The sequence below is a fragment of the Methylobacterium sp. J-077 genome (assembly GCF_022829365.1).
In the GTDB taxonomy this organism is placed as follows: Bacteria; Pseudomonadota; Alphaproteobacteria; order Rhizobiales; family Beijerinckiaceae; genus Methylobacterium.
The window spans coordinates 167465-184973 of record NZ_JAKSYJ010000093.1 but is presented as its reverse complement, the minus strand read 5'-3'; the positions used below and the strand labels follow the sequence as shown (position 1 = coordinate 184973).

Here is a 17509-nt window from a genome sequence, read left to right as displayed (position 1 = left end):
GCGGGGTCATCTCAACCAAGTTTGCCAGGGGAGGAAGCGTTAAGCCCTTCCCGCAGGCGGGAAAAATAACGATTGGTGATGCCGCCCATCAGCCGGTTTGAATTGCGCCGACCAGCCCGCACATGGTCCTCTGGCGCGTTGCTCGTGTCGCCCGGGTCCCGTGTATGGATCTCCGTCAGATCTCCTACTTCGTCGCCCTGTTCGAGGAGGGCAGCGTCACCCGCGCCGCGCAGCGGATGAACGTCGTCCAGCCCGCGCTCAGCATGCAGATCGCCAAGCTGGAACGGGAACTCGGCCAGCGCCTGTTCGACCGCCAGCCGAAGGCCATGGTGCCGACAGCCGCCGGCCGGACGCTGCACCGACTGGTCCACCCGATCCAGCGGGATGTCGCCGAGGCCCGGGCGGCCATGGCGCGCCTGTCCCAAACCGTGTCGGGCCGCGTCACGGCGGGCATCCTGTCGTCCCTGTCGATGAGCGTAATCCCGAGCGTCCTCGCTCGCTTCGCGACGGCCTACCCAGAGGTCGAGCTGTCGCTGGCCGATGGCTACAGCAGCACCTTCATCGAGGGCGTCGGCAGCGGCGCCCTCGACCTCGCGGTGATCAACCGGCCGGCCCGACGCCTCGGCCTCGTCATGGCACCCCTCCTCGACGAGGAAATGGTCGTGGTCGGCGGGCGCGACACACCGTTGCCGGTGCCCCTGCCCCTCCGGATGGCGGACCTCGCCGCCCTCAACCTGATCCTGCCTTCGACCCGCCACGGCCTGCGCGTCGAACTCGACCGCCGTGTCGCCGCCGCGGACGTGACCCTGTGCCCAAAGCTCGAACTCGACCTGCCCCCCGCGATCGCAGACTTCGTGGCGCGCTCGACGAGTTTCACTGTGCTGCCGAGCATCGCCGTCAGCCGACAGCTCGCCGACGGGTCCCTCAAGGCCTATCGCATCGTCGCGCCGCGCATCGCCCGCGAATTGGTGATCATTCACCATCCGCAGAAACCGCTCAGCCACGCGGCGCAGCTCCTTATCGGCATCCTTGAGGAAGAGTTGACCGCGGCGGCGACCGCACTCCAGGCCCATATCATCACCGGTTGAGCCCCCCGGACTGATGGCAGCGATCAGCCGACGTTATTCGACACGAGCGAGCACACCCCGATACTGTCACCGGAAACGTCGCCGCGCCCGTTGCGGCCGGGAGGAACGATGACACCGCTGCCCCTCGTGGTCGGCATCTCGGGTGCTTCGGGGGTGATCTATGGGATCCGTCTCCTGGAAATCCTGAGCGACCTCGCGATCCCGGCCCATCTCGTGATGTCGCGCTCGGCCGAGGTGACGCTGGCCCATGAAACCGACCTCAAGGTCGCCGACGTCCGCGCCCTGGCCGCCAAGACCTACGCCCAGGGGGACATCGGCGCCTCGATCGCCTCCGGATCCTTCCGGACCCGCGGCATGGTCGTGGCGCCCTGCTCCATGCGAAGCCAGGCCGAGATCGCGACCGGCGTCACATCCGGCCTGCTGACGCGGGCCGCCGACGTGACCCTGAAGGAGCGCCGCCGCCTCGTCCTGATGGTGCGGGAGACCCCCCTCCACACCGGCCACCTCCGCACCATGACGGCGCTCTCGGAAATGGGGGCGATCATCGCCCCGCCGGTTCCGGCCTTCTACGCGCGTCCGGAGAGCCTCGCCGAAATGGTGGACCATACGATTGGGCGGGTTCTCGACCTGTTCGACATCGACGCACCCGGCGTCCGGCGTTGGCGGAGCGGAGAAGGCTCACCGGCGCTCAGCCCTCCAGCGCCGTCGTGAGAACCCGCAGCGGTGCCTCCGGCCAGGTCCGGCCGAGATGAGCGGCATAGAGGGCCAGCGCCTCGCCGCCCGAACTCGCCGGCATATCCGGGACCGGCGCGGCCTCGAAGAGAGCCGCGAGGGCGAGGCGCTCCGCCTCGATCTCCGCGAGCTTAATCCGCTCCCGGAGCACCTCCGTCCCCTGGCCCGGCATGAGGTCCGACCGCATCGCCCGGCGGATCGCCCGTAAGGGAATAATCACCTGTCCGCGCCAGGTTCCGATCCGGGCTTCCGCTCCGGCGAGCGCCGAGGCGTCCAGCCTTCGTCCGGTCCTCCCGCACCAGATCAGGTACAGGAGCAGGGGCACATCGGCGCCGCCCTCGTCCTGGAGCGCGAGGCAGGCCGCGGCGACGCCGGGCCGGCCGTAGAACGCGCAGGCGAAGCTCCAGAGGGGATCACTCGTCATGGGAGGTCTCCGCCCGCGCAGAACCGTATCGTCAGGCCCGGTCGAGATTGCCCTGCGTCTCGTTGGTCAGGAAGGCACCGACGAGATAGACCAGGGTGACGCCGGTCATGACGACGGCCAGCACCATCGGAATCTGCGTCGGCCCGTCGGCGACGAGGGAGACGAGCGTCGGCAGCATGCCGCCGAGGGCGAAGCCGATGTTCCAGGTCAGGCCCGTCCCCGTGGCCCGCACCGCCGTCGGGAATTTTTCGTTGAGGAAGATCAGTAGCGGCCCGTAGCTGGCGTTGGCAATGAGCGCCAGCAGGAAGGCGCAGGCCGCGACCCCAACGAGGCTCGTCGTGTTCGCCATGGTCAGGAACAGGGCGGGAAAAGCGAGCAGGCGGATGACGCCCATTACGAGGAACGACCGTCTGCGCCCGATATGCTGGCTCAGTTCGCCCATGCCGCAGGCGCCGATCGCCGCCGCGACGTTGGCGCCGATCAGGATCATCGAGGCGGTGGCGTTCGGCACGCCGTTGACGAGCTTGAGGAGGGTCGGCAGGTAACCGGACGTGAGGTAGTAGGCCGCGCCGCCGCCGAAGGAGATGAGCGTCGCGACCACGAAGCTTCGCCGGTTGGACGGCGAGAACAGGGAGCGGATCGGAGAGCCCTCCGCCGGAGCACCCGCCCGGAGCGCCGCCTTCCGGGCCTGGAGATCCTTGAAGATCGGGGATTCCTCGAGATTGCGGAAGAGGATCAGGCCGATCACCGAGGTCAGCAGACCCGAGAAGAACATCAGCCGCCAGCCCCACTCGGTGAAGGCTTCTCCCGGCGCCATGAGCGAGACGATGTAGAAGACCAGAGAGGCAAGCAGGCCGCCGATGGCCGAGCCGCCACCGCCGACCGCCCCGGACATCAGCCCCCGCCATCGCTCCGGTACGGATTCCGTCCCGATCGTGTGAGACGCCGCGACCACGCCGCCGACGAAGATGCCCTGGACGAGGCGGAAGATCAGGAAGATCGCGGTGGCGAGCCATCCGATCTGGCCGACCGTCGGCAGGAGGCCGAATACTGCCGTCGACAGGCCGACCCCGGTCACCGCCACCATGAGCGCGCGGCGCCGGCCGAACCGGTCCGCATAGGAGCCGAACAGGGCCGAGCCGAGGGGCCGGATCAGCAGCGTGACCGCGAAGGAGGCATAGGCTCCCGCCAGCGACAGCATCGGCTTGTCGGCCGGAAAGAACAGGGCGCCGACTACGGGCGCCACGTAGAGCAGGATGAACAGGTCGAAGAGATCGAGCCCCCAGCCGAACAGCGAGGCCATGGCGGCCGTCGCCGTTTGCCGGCCCGTGGGCTTGGCGTGAGCGGGGGGATCGGATGCGAAGGTTGCGGCGGTCTGCATGGGGTTCCTCCGGGGGATGCGGTCGTTGCCGCGGTGGGGCCGGTTCGGGCTCTGGGTCGGGACGGGGGCCATTAGGGCGCGCGCCATCGTGTCCCGCCGGGGCGGGATCGAAGCGGTGCCGTGGGGGTCACGGGGGTGTGGGGAGCCGCCCTGCAGCCCCCCGGCGCGGTGGGTTTAGGAGCCGGTGAAACGCGGGGCGCGCTTGGCGTGAAACGCCTCGACGCCCTCACGGAAGTCGTCGGCCTGCCGCAGGCGGCTGTAGCAGTGTCCCTCGAGCTCGATGGCGATGGACAGGCTCGCGTCCTCGGTGTCGTTGAGGAGCTTCTTGGCAGTGCGCTGGGCGATGGGCGAGAAGGCGCGCAGCTCCTCCACGAGGGCGTCGGTGGCCTTCTCCAGGTCCGCGTCGGGCACGCATTCGGTGGCGATGCCCCAGTCGAGGGCCTGCCGGCCGGGGATGCGCTTCGAGCGCATCACGATGTCCTTCGTCCGCGTGATACCGACGATCTTCTGGAGCCGGGCCGAGCCGCCGGAACCGGGGATCTGGCCGAGCTTCTGTTCGGGAAGCGCATAGCGGCAGGTCTCGGAGACGATGCGGAAGTCGCAGGCCAGGGAGATCTCGAAGCCGACCCCGAACGTGTAGCCACGGTTGGCGGCGATGACGGGCTTCGAGCAGCGGGCCGGCGCCGCCATGTTCCAGGCGAGCTTCGAGACGTGTTCGGGCGAGGCGTCGAGGAAGCCCTTGATGTAGCCCCCCGACGAGAAGTGCTCGCCCTCCGCCCGCAGGACGATGACCCGCACGCGGGGATCCTCGTCCAGCGCCTCGAACACCTTCCTGATCTCGTCACGCTGGGGCATCGCGATGACGTTCATCGGCGGTCGCGCCAGAATCACGTCGGCACGCTCGCGCTCGGTGTCGATCTCGACGCGGAAGCCGTCGAGGTTCGTCAGGCGCGGGTCGATGGTGGGGGTGTCACTCGTCATGGGGCTGGGCTCTCGCTGAAATTCGTTGGGGGGTGTCAGGCGGCCTCGTGGCCTTCGGCGCGGGGCTCGGCCTCGCCCTCGGGCACGTACTCGCCGGCCACGAGCTGACGGCGCAGCAGCTTGCCGACCGGCGATTTCGGGATCTCGTCCACGAAGACGTAGCGGCGCGGCAGCTTGTGACTCGGCAGGCCGCCCGCCCGGCAATGGGCGTCGAGCGCCGCTTCGTCGGTGCTACCGCTCCGCTTGATGAAGGCCGCGACGATCCGGCCCCAGCGCTCGTCGGGCAAGCCCACGACGGCGACCTCGGACACAGCCGGATGCAGGGACAGGCGACTCTCGATCTCGACGGGCGAGACATTCTCGCCCCCGGTGATGATCATGTCGTCGACCCGGCCGGTGACGTAGAGGTCGCCATCGGCGTCGGCGAAGCCGGTATCGCCGGTGAAGTACCAGCCGTCGCGAAAGGCCTTGGCGTCGGCCTCGGGGCGATGCCAGTAGCCCTCGAAGGCTTCGTCGCCCTTGGCGATGACGGCGATCTCGCCCTCCTCGCCCGGCGCGGCGGTTCGGCCTAAGTCGTCCCCCATGGGCACGACACGCACCATGGTGTTGAGGCCCGCCCGCCCGGCCGAGCCGGGTTTCACCGCCGCCTCGTGGTTGATCGTGAAGGTGTAGACCTCCGAAGAGCCGTAATGGTTGACGAACAGGTCCGGCCGGAACGCCTCGGTCAGGCGGGCGAGCAGGCCGTCCGTCATCGGCGCTCCGGCGAAGCCGAGCTTGCGCACGGAGGTCGTGTCGGTCGCCGGGAAATCCCGGTGGTGCACGAGGTCGTGATAGAGGGTCGGCACGAGGTAGAGGTTGGTGATCCGCTCGGCCGCGATCAGCCGCAGCGCCCCGGCCACGTCGAAGCGCGGCAGGCAGACGAAGGTCCCGCCGATCAGCGACATGGCGAGGAGCGAGCGCACTCCCATCGTGTGGTAGAGCGGCATGACGCCGAGCGTCCGCTCGCCACGCCCGTAGAGGTTCTGCGCCACGTGGGCGAGCGCCGCCGCCCGCTCCGCCCGGTGTCGCCGTGGGACCCCCTTGGGCTTGGCGGTGGTGCCAGAGGTGTAGAGCATCAGCGAGATCGCCTCCGCGTCGACCCGGGGCGTCGCCGGGGGGCCTTCGGTGGCGGCGAGGTCGGCGAAGGCGGTCTCGCCGGGGCCGAGTGGCGTGCCGACGGCGATGCGCGGTATCCGCTGCGACGCCGCGCTATCCCGCAGGCTCCCGGTCGAGACCGGTTCGTAGGCGATGGCGCGGGCTTGCGCGTTCTCGATCGCGAAATCGATCTCCTCGGCCTTGGCCCGCCAGTTGATCGGCGTGATCACGATACCCGCGAACTGGCAGGCCCAGTGCAGGGTCGCCGCCTCGTGCCGGTTCTGAAGGACCGTGACGAGGTGGTCGCCGGGCTTCAGCCCGAGCCGGTCGAGCCCCGCGACCGTCGCGGAGATCACCGCGAACCACTCCGTGTAGGTCAGCCGGGTCTGCCCATCGACAAGGGCCAGGGCGCGGGGATCGCGGGAGACGCTCGCAAGGAAGCTGGTGCCGAGATCAAGCATGGGCGGCCTCCGGGGATGACGGGGCCGGGATGTCGCCCCTGAGTTCCGCAGCCGCCTCCAGGGCGGCCTCAATGATCGGCGCGTAGCCGGTGCAGCGGCAGAGATGGCCGCCGATCACTTCCGTGATCTCCCGGCGCGACGGGTTCGGCCGAAGCACGAGATAGGCATCGAGCGACATCAGGATGCCGGCGGTGCAGAAGCCGCATTGCAGGGCGTGCCGCCGCCGGAAGGCCGCCTGCAGCACTCCGAGCCGGCCGGGCTCCGGAGCCAGACCCTCGACGGTCCGCACGGCGCAGCCCTCAACCCCCACGGCCAGCGTCAGGCAGGCCCGGGCGGGCACCCCGTCGATGGACACCGTGCAGGCGCCGCAGACGCCGTGCTCGCAGCCGACATGCGTGCCCGTGGCCCCGAGCCCGTGGCGCAGGGCGTCGGTCAGCAGGGTGCGGGTCTCGACCTCGACCGTGGTCTCGCGCCCGTTGAGGGTGAAAGCCACCGTGTGACGGCCCTTCGCGTCTAGCTGTGGCATGGCACGGCCTCCTGATGGGTGTCGCCTCTTGCGGCCCTTGCCGCTTCCTCCAGCACCCGGCGGCCGAGACTCCGCACGAGGTCGCGGCGGTAGCGGGCAGTGCCATGGAGATCGTCCCCCGCGCCGAGGTCCCAGGCGAAGGTGTTCAGAGCATCGTCCAGCGCCGAGCCGGCGAGGTGGGGGAAGTCACGGGCGGTGGGCCGGTCCGCGACGCCGCCGACGGCGAGCCGCATCCGGGTGCCGTCCACGATCGCCGCGCAGGCGACGATGGCGTAGTCGCCGTGCCGACGCCCCACCTCGGCGAAGGCGGTGCCGGCGCCCTCCCGGCGGAGGGGATAGGCGATGGCCTCAATCATCTCATCGTCGGCCCGGTCGGTGACCATCATGCCGGTGAAGAAGTCCTCGGCCGCCACGCGCCGGACTTTCCGGCGGCTGCGTAGGTGAATCTCGCCCTGCAGCGCCACGAGGCAGAGGGGGATTTCCGCGCTCGGGTCGGCATGGGCGACGGAGCCGCACAGAGTCCCCCGTGCCCGGGTCTGGATGTGCCCGACCCACGGCAGGGCGGCGGCCAGCAGCGGCAGGTCCCGGGCAAGCTCTGGCCGGTCGAGCAAGATCGCCTGCCGCACGCCCGCCGGGATGACGAGAGCCCCCTTGTCGAGACGGGGCTCTTTGAGAGCGGGGATGCGCATCACGTCGACGAGCACGGTGGGCTTCGTCAGCCGCATGTTGAGCATCGGCATCAGGGACTGGCCGCCCGCGATGATCCGGGCCTCGGGGCCGTGCTGGCGCAGGGCTTCCAAGGCGTCGTCCAGGGACGTAGCGCGCAGATAGGCGAAGGGCGCGGGCTTCATGCGGACACTCCCAGGCGCGCGAGGAGCCATCGCAGGGCGGCCGGGAGGCGGAGCCTGCGCTCGCCGGACCCGCCGGCTCGGCGAGCCAGGGCCGTGAAGAACCCGCCGATGATCACCCGCGCGGCTCCGTCGAGGAGGCGCCCGCCCACCGCCGCGACCTTGCCGCCCACCGCCGCCTCGTAGACGTAGGCGATCCGCGTCCCCCCGGCGCCGTCGGGCTCCAGGGTCAGGCGGCCGGTGCCGCCGCCGCTGCCGAGGCCACCCGTCACCGTGCCGGTGAGCGTTACCGCCCGGGGCTCATCGAGATCGCTGAGGGTGACCTCGGCCTTGTAGCGGCCCTTCACCGGGCCGACGCCGAGGGTGACGTCGGCCTGGAACTTTGTACTGGAGAGCTTCCGCACCCCGTGCGAACCGGGGATGACGGAGGCGAGCACGTCCGGGTCGAGGAGCATCGCCCAGACCGTCTCCGGCGGAGCCGTGACGGCGGCCGAGCCCTCCCCGCGCAGGGTGCGGTCGCCCGCCTTCGTGGCGGGCTTCGGTGCAGAGTGGCCGGCGGGGGGCGCTCGTTCCTCCCCGCCCGCCGCGAGGGCAGCGAGCTTGGCGGGGGTCAGGGGCAGGTCGATGGCCTCGATGCCCAGCGCGTCGGCCACCGCGTTGGCGAGGCAGACCGGCGTCGACATGCAGTTGCCCTCGCCGACTCCCTTGGCGCCGAGCGGCGTGAAGGGCGACGGACTCTCGACGTGCAGGATGCGTAGATCCGGCACCTCGGTCGCGGTGGGCAGCAGGTAATCGGCGAAGGTTCCGGACAGGAAAGCGCCATCGTCGCCGTAGGAAAGTTCCTCGAAGACCGCCGCGCCGAGCGCCTGCGCGAAGCCGCCGCGCACCTGCCCCTCGACCATGCCCGGGTGCAAGATGCGCCCGCAATCGTGCATCGAGACGTAGCGATCGATGATGATCTTGCCGGTGACCCGGTCGATCTCCAGGCCGCAGATGTCGAAGATGAAGCCGTGGCAGAGGGAGGAGTTGATGTGGTCCTCGGCGTCCGGCGCCGTCAATTCCGGGGGTGTCCAGAACACCGTCTCGCGGATCACCGCGCCGAGATCCTCGGGCACGAGGCCCGGCGACCAGTGGCTCGTGGCGGCCACCCGCGCGAAGGGCAGGCCCGCGTCCGGGTTCAATCGCGAGGCGATGCGACCGCCCGCGAAGAGCAAGTCCTCGGGACGCAGGTTCAGCTGCGCCGCCGCGATCCGCGCGAGCCTGTCGCGCAGGCGGGTGGCGGCGAGGTGCGCGACCCCAGCCACGGCGGCAGCGAAGCGGCTCGCGTAGTTGCCCGAGGCGATGGACCACGCATCCTTGGCGGTATCGAGGTCGGCGGTAACGCGGATCTGCTCCATCGGGAGGCCGAGCACGTCGGCCACCACCTGGGCGAGCACCGTCCGGTGACCTTGCCCCTGGGGCACTGACGCGACCTGCACCGTCACCGAGCCGACGGGATCGAGGGTGATGGTGGCGGTCGATTGCGCGCCGTTCTTGGGCCCGGCCTTGGCGCGTTCCTCCGCCGTCAGCACAGTGGTGATGTAGCCCATGTTGGAGACGCTGGGCTCGACCGCCGCCGTGAGGCCGATCCCATAGAGGCGGCCCTCGGCACGGGCGGCATCCCGCCGCCGCTTCAGCTCATCGAGCCCGCCGTCCCGGGTGGCTTCGTCGAGGGCGCGCTGGTAATCGCCGGAATCGTAGAGGGCGCCGGTCGCGGTGCGATAGGGGAAGGCGTCGGCCGGAATCAGATTCCGGCGGATCACCGCGAAGGGATCGAGGCCCAGCGTCAGCGCGATGCGCTGCATCAGCCGTTCGAGCGGATAGTAGACCTGCGGCCCGCCGAAGCCGCGCACGAGGCCGGTCGGCGTCTTGTTGGTCAGCACCACCCGGTTGCGCACGGCGACATTGCGGATGGCGTAGGCGCCGGTGAGGTTGCCGTGCATCCGGTAGAGCGTGGCGGGTTCGGGCGCCCGCAGGTAGGCGCCGCAATCCTCGACCTGATCCCAGTCGAGCGCGGTGACGCGCCCATCTGCGTCGAAGGCGGCCTGGAGGGTCGTGACCCGGTTCGTGGCAGAGACGGAGGCCGAGAGGTGCTCCAGCCGATCCTCGATCCACTTCACCGGCTGGCCGACGAGGCGCGCCGTGGCGGCGATCAGCACGGCGTAGGGCGCGACGCCCTGCTTCACTCCGAAGCTGCCGCCGGAATCGGGGGGCGTGCGCAGGCGCAGGCGGTTGCCCGGCACCTTCAGCGCCCGGGCCACCACCGCGTGGATGCTGAACGGCCCCTGGAAGTTCGCCAGCACGTCGTAGGAATCGTCGGTGGGATCGTAGGAGGCGACGACGCCGTAGGTCTCCATCGGCGAGCCTGTGTTGCGCGGGTAGCGCACGGTCACGGACAGGCTGTGCGGGCTGTCCGCGAAGGCCGCCTCGGGCTCGCCGTAGCGGAAGCGGCGGTCGCTGACGCAATTGACGCCGACGCCCTCGTGCAGGATCTCGCTGTCGGGGGCGAGGGCCGACAGCGGGTCAACCACCGCGGGGCGCACCCGGTACTGCACCTCGATCAGGTCGCAGCCGTCCTCCGCGAGGTAGCGGTCGCGGGCGACGACGATGGCGACGGGCTCGCCGACATAACGCACCCGGTCCACCGCGATGGCGCGGGCATCGACGGCCGCCCGCAAGGCCGGGACGAGGCCGGTCGTGACGGCGTCGAGGTCCCGGCCCGTGACCACGGCGGTGACGCCGGGCAGCGCCTTGGCCGCCTGGACGTCGATGCCAAGGATGTCCGCATGGGCGTGGGGCGAGCGCAGGATCGCCGCCTGCAGCGTGCCGGGCCGCGTGCCGAGGTCGTCGATGTAGCGGCCGAGCCCGGAGAGCAAGCCGGCATCCTCGACGCGCTCCACCGATCGTCCGACATAGGTCGATGACACGATACCCAAGCCGCTTCCTCCGCCGGACCTCTCGATGGGGTCCGTATCTCGGGGAGAATGGCGACTCCGTGTGGGTGCGGCGATGCCGAGGCGTCTCGAGACTTACCGAAACGTCTCATTCTTTGATGACGGCGCCGTCAGGCAGCGGGCTGGCCGCCCCGCCGGACGATACCGCGGAAGATGCTCGGGGGTACGCTGACGTGGTCCCGGAAGAAGCGCGAGAAATGTGCGGGCGCGGCGAAGCCGAGGCGCATGCCGATCGCGGTGATGGGCTCCTCGCTGCTCACGATGGCCTCGACGGCCTGCTCGATCCGGATCGCGTTCAGGAAGACATGCGGCGGGGCCCCGGTGGATTGCTCGAACAGGCGGTAGAACTGGGCGCGGGAGAGCCCCGCCTCGCGTGCCAGCGCCTCGGTGCCCAGCATGGCGCCGGGCTCTGCTCGCACCCGTGCGATTGTGCGTCGGATGCGCCAGTCGCCAGCGTTGCGCCGGGCGGCGGCGCGGAGGGAGAGGGGCTCCTCGCGCCAAGCCGTGAACCGCTCGATCACGGCGACCATCAGGTTCGACAGCAACTCGTCCTGGATGTGGGAGGAAAGCGGCGTGTAGACCATCTCGGCGGCGAGGTCGTGGGCGAGCCGGCGAATCGTTGGTGTGACGGCGCCCGACGGTTGTCCGAAGAAACCGGGCGCCCCGCTCGCAGCCCAATTCCGCCGGAACGCGCCGAGCCAGTCGGGCTCGATGTACAGAGCCAGGATCATCGCCTTGGCCCGCTGGGGATCGTGCAGGTAGGCGTGGGTCTCCCAGGCGTTGATCAGGACAGCCTGATCGTCGGTGAGCGCGACAACCTGATCGCCGACGAGGAACTGCGTGTCGTCTCCCTCGACCTTCAGGAGCACGTGGCAATGCGGGTGCGCGTGGCGGACGAGGCTGCGGTCCATGTCGAGGAGCGCGACGCGGCCGAAGGCGCCATGGGCGATCTCAAGAGCCTCGGACATCTGCACTATTTAGCATGGTCCGCGGGTGGCAGCTAGATCGCCGCCGGGACCCCCGTCCCGTCAGGGCGCCGCAACCGGTTCGTTCCGGAGCGTGGTCCTCTTCCGGAGTTCGGCGGTACCCATCACCGCTAGGGGAATGACGAGGGCCACATAGGCGTTGTCGATTCCCCCGGGATCGCCGGCGAGGAACCAGCCGATCGTCAGGACGAGGGAAACCAGGATGCTGACGACGGCGGCCCGCGGGGTGCCGAAGCGCGGAGCGTAGAAGGCAAAGACGACCAGGACCGCCAGCGTCGCCCGCAGGGATTTCGCGAGGAAGGTCACCTTCAGGATATCCGGCGCGAAGATCGCCAGGGGAATCGGGATCAGGCCCACGAGCACCGTCATGCTGCGGACGAACCGCAGGGACGACGTCCCATCCTCGCTCCGACGGCGGGGATGATAGAAATCCTTGAACAGCAGGGTGGCGGCACCGATGCTGAGGGCCGAGATCGTGCCGAACAGCGACCCCGCCAATCCCGCCACCACGATGGCGGCCAGCAGATCGTCCATCCGGGCGATTAGGCCCGGCAAAGCCTGGATCGCGGGGATTCCCGGCAGCAGCGCCGCCGCGCAGACACCGACCAGGGCGGCGCCGATGCCGAACGGCACGAGCAGGAAGGCACAATAAAAGCTGGCCTGCCGCGCCGTGCGCCCGTCCTGCACGGTATTGATGGCCTGGATCACGTATTGCGTCGAGAAGACCGCGCCGATGCCGGCGACCATCCACGCGAAGATCTGTGACCAGCCGACCGTATCGACCGCGAACATCGCTTCGGGCACGCGGGCCCTCAGGTTCGCGAGGCCGCCGACCTGAGACAATCCGAAGGCGACGGCCGCGAGGATGCCAAGATACTTCACGACGGCATGGAGGACATTCGTGTAGATGACCGAGCGCATCCCCCCGACACTAACATAGAGCGTCGCGACGATACCCGTGATGACGATGGCACTGGTCCGATCGACATTGAGGAGACCTGCCAGGATCGTACCGCCGCCCGCATAGGTTGAGACTGCGACGATCTGAAGAGCGAAGATCATAATGACCGAGGTCGCGAGCTTGGTCGGGCGACCGTAGGCCTTATTCAACGCCCCGGAGATCGTATTCTCGCCGAGTTCCTTAAAACGGGGCGCGAGTAGGATGGCGTAAAGAACGAATCCGACGGCGAGGGCGAGGACGTTCCAGGCTGCCGACACCCCGACTCTGTAGGCCGTCTGTGTGGTACCGACGCTCGTGGCAGTCCCGATGAATTCCGACATCAACAGAAAGCCGATCAGGAACGCCGGATAGCGCGTGCCGCCGGAGGTAAAGCTTCCAGCGCTCTTCGCATGGCGTCGCACAGAGAAACTGATCAGCCCCATCGCCGCCATGTAGGCCAGGGTCAGGGAGAGAACGATCCAGTTTGGCTGCATGGGTGCGGCCTAACGGCGACGCCGTAGCGCCTGGGCGCCAAGGGAACCCAGCATGTTTCCTCCGAAATCATTCGGGGCCGCAGCTTTCCTCGCAGGAGCGAGAAGCAACGGCCATTACGGGGGAAACTAGATTTTGAAGAGGAAGCGGACAAATATTTTGATTTGATCGGCACCATCAGATTATCTGATTCAGCACGATAATCTATATAAAGCGCACCCTAAGCAGGGCGCGGCAGGTCAAGAAACATTTTTATATTGATTTGAATTTTTATTAAATCAATTTTACCGATTAAATAGATGTTATAGGTCGTAGTGTGCTCGAACACCTACAAAATTAGACAATCAAATGGGTCAAAATGTTATCAGAACGCATTTGTATCGACTTTACGTGGGATAGTCACTGAGTAGCACGCTAGCCGAGAAAGCTAACATACTCCTCGCGACCCATGTCTGCCATCTCGGGCGGAGTTGGCGCATCCCGATAGCGGTCTTTTGCGGCAGTTGAGCAAACTCAGCTTAGCTTGGGGCACGAAGGGGCGTAGGCCGTCAGTGACGGCGCAAGGGCGAGGCTGACCTCAACTATGGTGTCGTAGAAGGTCCACCGGGGGATTGTGCGCCTCGGAGCGAAATTCGTGAAGGTACCTGCGAAGCCTCCCTACGGCGATGCACCGTCGGATACATCGACAATCAGGCTATCGCTAAGCTGCCGATAGAACGTCTGCTTTTAGGTTGCTGCCCGGTTCGGCTGAGTGGCAGCAATGGGCGCGAAGCCGAACGTCTGCTTCCGGGCAGACCGCCAATTTCCACACTTGGCGCGGAACGGACAGCCGCCTCCCGACCCAACCCGGTCACAGGAAATGATCGGCGCGGCTCCCCAAAGCGGACATTCCCATCGGGGTGGAAGGTGGATCGCAGAATAAGATATACTTAAACGCCAGGACGCTGATTGGTCCCCAGGGTCAATCTCACTAAATGCATATTGAATAACATTTGAGAGATATTTTTTGTCTTCGAGCATCAAACGGCCTGGGCAGTTTCGGGCAAGTCCACTGAAGACATCGCGGGCCCCAAAACAGAGATTGGTTGCGGAAGCCGAAGATTGACCTGCAGCGTGGGATCGGAGCGGAATAGAGTTTTCAGGAAGGCCGAGACCGCCCTGATGCGGGGCGAGAATTGCAGGTCGGTGTGGACGTTGAGCCAGAGATCTCGAATCGTCGACAAGTCATCGTGCAGTACCGGGACCAGGAGGTCGCGTCCGGCAACCGCGAAGCTTGGGAGGAGGACGATGCCGAGCCCACCGGCGGCCGCCTGCTTCTGCGCGATCATGCTCGTCGAGTGGAACACGGTACGCCGATCCGCGATGATTTCGTCGAGCCACCGCACGCAATCGACCTGCACGAGGTCTTCGACGTAGGTGACAAAGGCGTGGCGCTCCAGATCCTGGATGGATCGTGGCGTTCCCGCCCGGTCGAGGTAGCCCGGTGAGGCGTAGAGCCCGAGCCGGAAGCGGCCGATCCGCTCGGAGACGAGCCCCTGCCCCGGTGGCTCGAAGAAGCTCAGGAAGAGGTCGGCCTCCCGGCGATTCACATAGACCGTCTGGGGCGATGTCAGCAGCTCGACGGTGAGGTCGGGATGCGTCTCGTGCAGGCGCACGAACCGCTCGGCGAGATAGAGGGAGGCGATGCCCTCCATCGTCGCGAGACGGACGCGGCCTCCGGCCTGCCCGGAGCTGGGAGTGACCTCCTCCTCCATGGCGATGATGGCGCTCTCCACCCGCTCCGCGTGGCGGAGCAGGCGCTGGCCGGCCTCGCTCAGGCGCAGGCCGGAGGGCATGCGCTCGAACAGGGAGACGCCCAGGGCGGCTTCCAGATGGGCGAGGCGCCGGCTGACGGTCGATTGATCGACCCGCAGCCTCTTGGCCGCTCCCGCGAGGCTGCCCCCACGGGCGGCATGGACGAAGACCTTCAGGTCATCCCAGTCGAGCTGATCGAGGGCACGCATGGTCTCGCGCGGCGCAAGAGTCGCGCCACGTCGGCGGCTTGGGATCCGTGCAAGGGCGCTTGCGGAATTGACCGCTTCAAGCGGCGGACAGGCTGCCTAAGCTCGGCCTCGAAAGGGCAATCCAGGAATCCCCGTTTCATGAATCCCCGTTTCAAGGCGGCGGCCATCCATGCCGCACCGGTCTTCCTCGACGCCACGGCGACGACGGACAAGGCGGTTTCCCTCATCCACGAGGCGGCCAGGGCCGGCGCGGCCCTCGTCGCCTTCCCGGAAACCTTCATCCCGGCCTTTCCGGTCTGGGCCGCCCTTGCGGCGCCGATCGACAACCACGACCTGTTCGCCCGCATGGCCGACCAGTCGGTCCTCGTCGACGGACCGGAAGTCGCCCGCATCCGCGAGGCCGCGAAGGCGGCGAGGGTCATCGTCTCCATCGGCCTCAGCGAGCGTTCACCCGTGAGCGTCGGCTGCCTGTGGAACAGCAACCTGCTGATCGGCGAGGGCGGCGACATCCTCAACCACCACCGCAAGCTCGTTCCGACCTTCTACGAGAAGCTGGTCTGGGCGGCAGGCGATGGGGCCGGGCTGCGGGTGGTCGAGACCGCGATCGGCCGGATCGGCCAACTCATCTGCGGCGAGAACACCAACTCGCTGGCCCGCTATAGCCTGATGGCGCAGGGCGAGCAGTTCCATATCTCGTCCTGGCCGCCGGTCTGGCCGACGCGGCGCCCAGCGGGCGGGGGCAATTACGACAACCTCGCCGCGAACCGCCTCCGGGCGGGCGCCCATTGCTTCGAGGCCAAGGTCTTCGGCCTCGTCACCGCGAGTGTGCTCGACCGTGCGGCGTTCGACACCATCGCCTCTTGCGATCCCCGGGCCGCCGAGGTTCTGGAAGGGACGCCGCGCGCCGCCTCGTTCTTCCTTGATCCGACCGGCGCCCAGATCGGCGAAGCCCTTCGGGACGAGGGAATCCTCTACGCCGAAATCGACCTCGCAGCTTGCATCGAGCCGAAGCAGTTCCACGACGTGGTCGGCTACTACAACCGCTTCGACGTGTTCGACCTCACGGTGAACCGCCGCCGCCTCGCCCCCGCGGCCTTTCGCGATCCCGGCTCCGCCCCGCCGCCCGCGGGTGTTTCCGCGCCTGTCCCCGGCGACGGCGCGTGACTTGCTGAGCGTTGCCTCGACCCCTGCCCGAGTGGAGATGTGCTATGATGTTCGACCGTCGCAAGCTGCTCCTCGGGGGCGCCGCCGGACTGATGCTGCCGGGCTTGGCCCGCGCGCAGACGCCCGCCGCGATCGGCACCTTCCCGGAGGGTGTCGGCGCTGACTCCGTCTTCGTCGGCCTCAACATGCCCCTGACAGGCGTCTTCTCCGGTGATGGCAACGACCTGAAGCTCGGCTACGAACTCGCCATCGCGCAGATCAACGCGGGCGGCGAGATCCCGGCCGCCTGGGGCCTGAAGGGCAAGGGCGTCCTCGGGCGCCAGATCCGCTACAAGGTCGCCGACACGGAGGGGAAGCCCAACGTTGCGGTGCAGGCGGCGACCCAGTTCATCCAGCGGGACAAGGCGATTCAGTTCTCGGGCTCCGTGAGCAGTTCCGAGGCCATCGCCCTCGAGGAACTTGCGAGCCGCGACAAGGTCCTCTACATGGTCGGCATCGCCGGCTCGAACGACGTCACCGGCAAGAACTGCCAGCGCTACGGCTTCCGCTCGCAGCAGAACGCCTACATGGCCGCCAAGGCGCTGGCCCCGGTGGTCGCCAAGGCGCTCGGTCCCAAGCGCAAGATGGCCTTCCTGGTGCCGGATTACACCTACGGCCAGACGGTCTACGAATCCTTTGCCAATTTCGCCAAGGAGGCGGGCTGGACACAGGTTCTGAAGGAGACCGTGCCGCTGGGCACCGCCGATTACAGCTCGGCGCTCCTCAACATCGCCAACAGCGGCGCCGACGTCTTCGTGAACATCTGCTTCGGCGCGGATGCGGTCGCCTCGACCAAGCAAGCCGAGCAGTTCGGCGTCCTATCGAGCATGAAGCTCGTCGTGCCGAACCTGTCCTCCTTCCAGGACAAGGAACTCGGCGCCGAACTGATGCAGGGCGTCTATGGCTCCTGCGATTTCTGGTGGACGCTGGAGGACCGCTATCCCCTCGCCAAGACCTTCGTGGCGAGCTTCCTCGACAAGAACAAGTATCACCCACGCTGGGGCGCCCACATCGCCTACATGCAGACCTATCTCTGGGCGCTCACGGTCGAGCGGGTCGGCGGGTTCAACCCGGTCGACATGATCAAAGCGATGGAGGCCTCGAAGAGCCAGCCCTACAACTCGACCATCGGCCGCGTCTATTACCGCGCCGAGGACCACCAGATGGTCCGACCAATCCCGATCCTGAAAGGCAAGGCGCCCGCCTCGATGAAGGGGCCGGAGGATTTCTACGAGATCGTGGACGTGGTCGAGGGCGAGAGCGTGATGAACCCGCCCGACCTGTTCGGTTGCAAGCTCGGCCCCTACACCTGAGGGA

14 protein-coding genes are annotated in these 17509 nt (G+C 67.9%); 4 read left to right on the top strand and 10 right to left on the bottom strand.

The features are described 5' to 3' along the window. Positions 1-164: 164 nt before the first annotated feature. Together MKL11_RS07555 and MKL11_RS07550 are read left to right on the top strand one after the other, a co-directional pair. Complete coding sequence (locus tag MKL11_RS07555) at positions 165-1088, top strand: LysR family transcriptional regulator (protein WP_243941805.1); 924 nt, start codon at positions 165-167, stop codon at positions 1086-1088. Positions 1089-1196: 108 nt separating this feature from the next. After that, positions 1197-1799, top strand: a complete 603-nt coding sequence (locus tag MKL11_RS07550; protein ID WP_243941802.1) for a UbiX family flavin prenyltransferase — start codon at positions 1197-1199, stop codon at positions 1797-1799. On the opposite strand, the gene MKL11_RS07545 is transcribed toward MKL11_RS07550, so the two are convergent. From MKL11_RS07545 to MKL11_RS07500, 10 genes are all read right to left on the bottom strand, one after another. Beyond that, complete coding sequence (locus tag MKL11_RS07545; RefSeq protein ID WP_243941800.1) at positions 1777-2244, bottom strand: TIGR02444 family protein; 468 nt, start codon at positions 2242-2244, stop codon at positions 1777-1779. The two genes, MKL11_RS07550 and MKL11_RS07545, sit on opposite strands and share 23 nt — an antisense overlap. 31 nt (positions 2245-2275) lie before the next feature. Beyond that, the gene (locus MKL11_RS07540) at positions 2276-3625 is read right to left on the bottom strand and encodes an MFS transporter (RefSeq protein WP_243941797.1); all 1350 of its coding nucleotides are present in this window, start codon (positions 3623-3625) and stop codon (positions 2276-2278) included. Positions 3626-3799: 174 nt separating this feature from the next. Next, on the bottom strand, positions 3800-4606 hold the full coding sequence (locus MKL11_RS07535; RefSeq protein ID WP_243941795.1) for an enoyl-CoA hydratase/isomerase family protein: 807 nt from the start codon (positions 4604-4606) through the stop codon (positions 3800-3802). A gap of 35 nt (positions 4607-4641) precedes the next feature. Further along, a complete protein-coding gene (locus MKL11_RS07530) occupies positions 4642-6201 on the bottom strand; it encodes an AMP-binding protein (protein WP_243941793.1) in 1560 nt (519 codons plus the stop codon). Continuing rightward, the gene (locus MKL11_RS07525) at positions 6194-6727 is read right to left on the bottom strand and encodes a (2Fe-2S)-binding protein (protein WP_029357551.1); all 534 of its coding nucleotides are present in this window, start codon (positions 6725-6727) and stop codon (positions 6194-6196) included. Before MKL11_RS07525 ends, MKL11_RS07530 begins: the two co-directional genes overlap by 8 nt. Continuing rightward, a complete protein-coding gene (locus MKL11_RS07520) occupies positions 6715-7578 on the bottom strand; it encodes an FAD binding domain-containing protein (RefSeq protein WP_243941791.1) in 864 nt (287 codons plus the stop codon). The genes MKL11_RS07525 and MKL11_RS07520 overlap by 13 nt, the downstream gene beginning before the upstream one ends. Next, complete coding sequence (locus tag MKL11_RS07515; RefSeq protein ID WP_243941789.1) at positions 7575-10550, bottom strand: xanthine dehydrogenase family protein molybdopterin-binding subunit; 2976 nt, start codon at positions 10548-10550, stop codon at positions 7575-7577. The genes MKL11_RS07520 and MKL11_RS07515 overlap by 4 nt, the downstream gene beginning before the upstream one ends. Before the next feature lie 128 nt (positions 10551-10678). Beyond that, entirely contained in the window at positions 10679-11536 is an 858-nt protein-coding gene (locus MKL11_RS07510; RefSeq protein WP_243941787.1) for a helix-turn-helix transcriptional regulator, read from the bottom strand. Between the two features lie 60 nt (positions 11537-11596). After that, positions 11597-12988, bottom strand: coding sequence for a sodium:solute symporter family protein (locus tag MKL11_RS07505; RefSeq protein ID WP_243941785.1), 1392 nt, complete (start codon positions 12986-12988; stop codon positions 11597-11599). A 1017-nt stretch (positions 12989-14005) separates the two neighbouring features. Next, positions 14006-14989 carry a LysR family transcriptional regulator gene (locus tag MKL11_RS07500; RefSeq protein WP_243941783.1) on the bottom strand — a complete coding sequence of 328 codons (984 nt, stop codon included), beginning with the start codon at positions 14987-14989 and terminating at the stop codon, positions 14006-14008. A 138-nt stretch (positions 14990-15127) separates the two neighbouring features. Here MKL11_RS07500 and MKL11_RS07495 point away from each other — a divergent pair, with 138 nt between their 5' ends. Beyond that, complete coding sequence (locus tag MKL11_RS07495) at positions 15128-16153, top strand: carbon-nitrogen hydrolase family protein (RefSeq protein WP_243941781.1); 1026 nt, start codon at positions 15128-15130, stop codon at positions 16151-16153. A gap of 44 nt (positions 16154-16197) precedes the next feature. Further along, complete coding sequence (locus tag MKL11_RS07490) at positions 16198-17505, top strand: substrate-binding protein (protein WP_243941779.1); 1308 nt, start codon at positions 16198-16200, stop codon at positions 17503-17505. Positions 17506-17509: the final 4 nt, after the last annotated feature.

Excerpts from the sequence above, each read along its gene's own strand:
- MKL11_RS07555 (WP_243941805.1), top strand. The coding sequence starts at position 165 with ATGGATCTCCGTCAGATCTCCTACTTCGTCGCCCTGTTCGAGGAGGGC.
- MKL11_RS07550 (WP_243941802.1), top strand. The coding sequence starts at position 1,197 with ATGACACCGCTGCCCCTCGTGGTCGGCATCTCGGGTGCTTCGGGGGTG.
- MKL11_RS07545 (WP_243941800.1), bottom strand. The coding sequence starts at position 2,244 with ATGACGAGTGATCCCCTCTGGAGCTTCGCCTGCGCGTTCTACGGCCGG.
- MKL11_RS07540 (WP_243941797.1), bottom strand. The coding sequence starts at position 3,625 with ATGCAGACCGCCGCAACCTTCGCATCCGATCCCCCCGCTCACGCCAAG.
- MKL11_RS07535 (WP_243941795.1), bottom strand. The coding sequence starts at position 4,606 with ATGACGAGTGACACCCCCACCATCGACCCGCGCCTGACGAACCTCGAC.
- MKL11_RS07530 (WP_243941793.1), bottom strand. The coding sequence starts at position 6,201 with ATGCTTGATCTCGGCACCAGCTTCCTTGCGAGCGTCTCCCGCGATCCC.
- MKL11_RS07525 (WP_029357551.1), bottom strand. The coding sequence starts at position 6,727 with ATGCCACAGCTAGACGCGAAGGGCCGTCACACGGTGGCTTTCACCCTC.
- MKL11_RS07520 (WP_243941791.1), bottom strand. The coding sequence starts at position 7,578 with ATGAAGCCCGCGCCCTTCGCCTATCTGCGCGCTACGTCCCTGGACGAC.
- MKL11_RS07510 (WP_243941787.1), bottom strand. The coding sequence starts at position 11,536 with ATGTCCGAGGCTCTTGAGATCGCCCATGGCGCCTTCGGCCGCGTCGCG.
- MKL11_RS07505 (WP_243941785.1), bottom strand. The coding sequence starts at position 12,988 with ATGCAGCCAAACTGGATCGTTCTCTCCCTGACCCTGGCCTACATGGCG.
- MKL11_RS07500 (WP_243941783.1), bottom strand. The coding sequence starts at position 14,989 with ATGCGTGCCCTCGATCAGCTCGACTGGGATGACCTGAAGGTCTTCGTC.
- MKL11_RS07495 (WP_243941781.1), top strand. The coding sequence starts at position 15,128 with ATGAATCCCCGTTTCAAGGCGGCGGCCATCCATGCCGCACCGGTCTTC.
- MKL11_RS07490 (WP_243941779.1), top strand. The coding sequence starts at position 16,198 with ATGATGTTCGACCGTCGCAAGCTGCTCCTCGGGGGCGCCGCCGGACTG.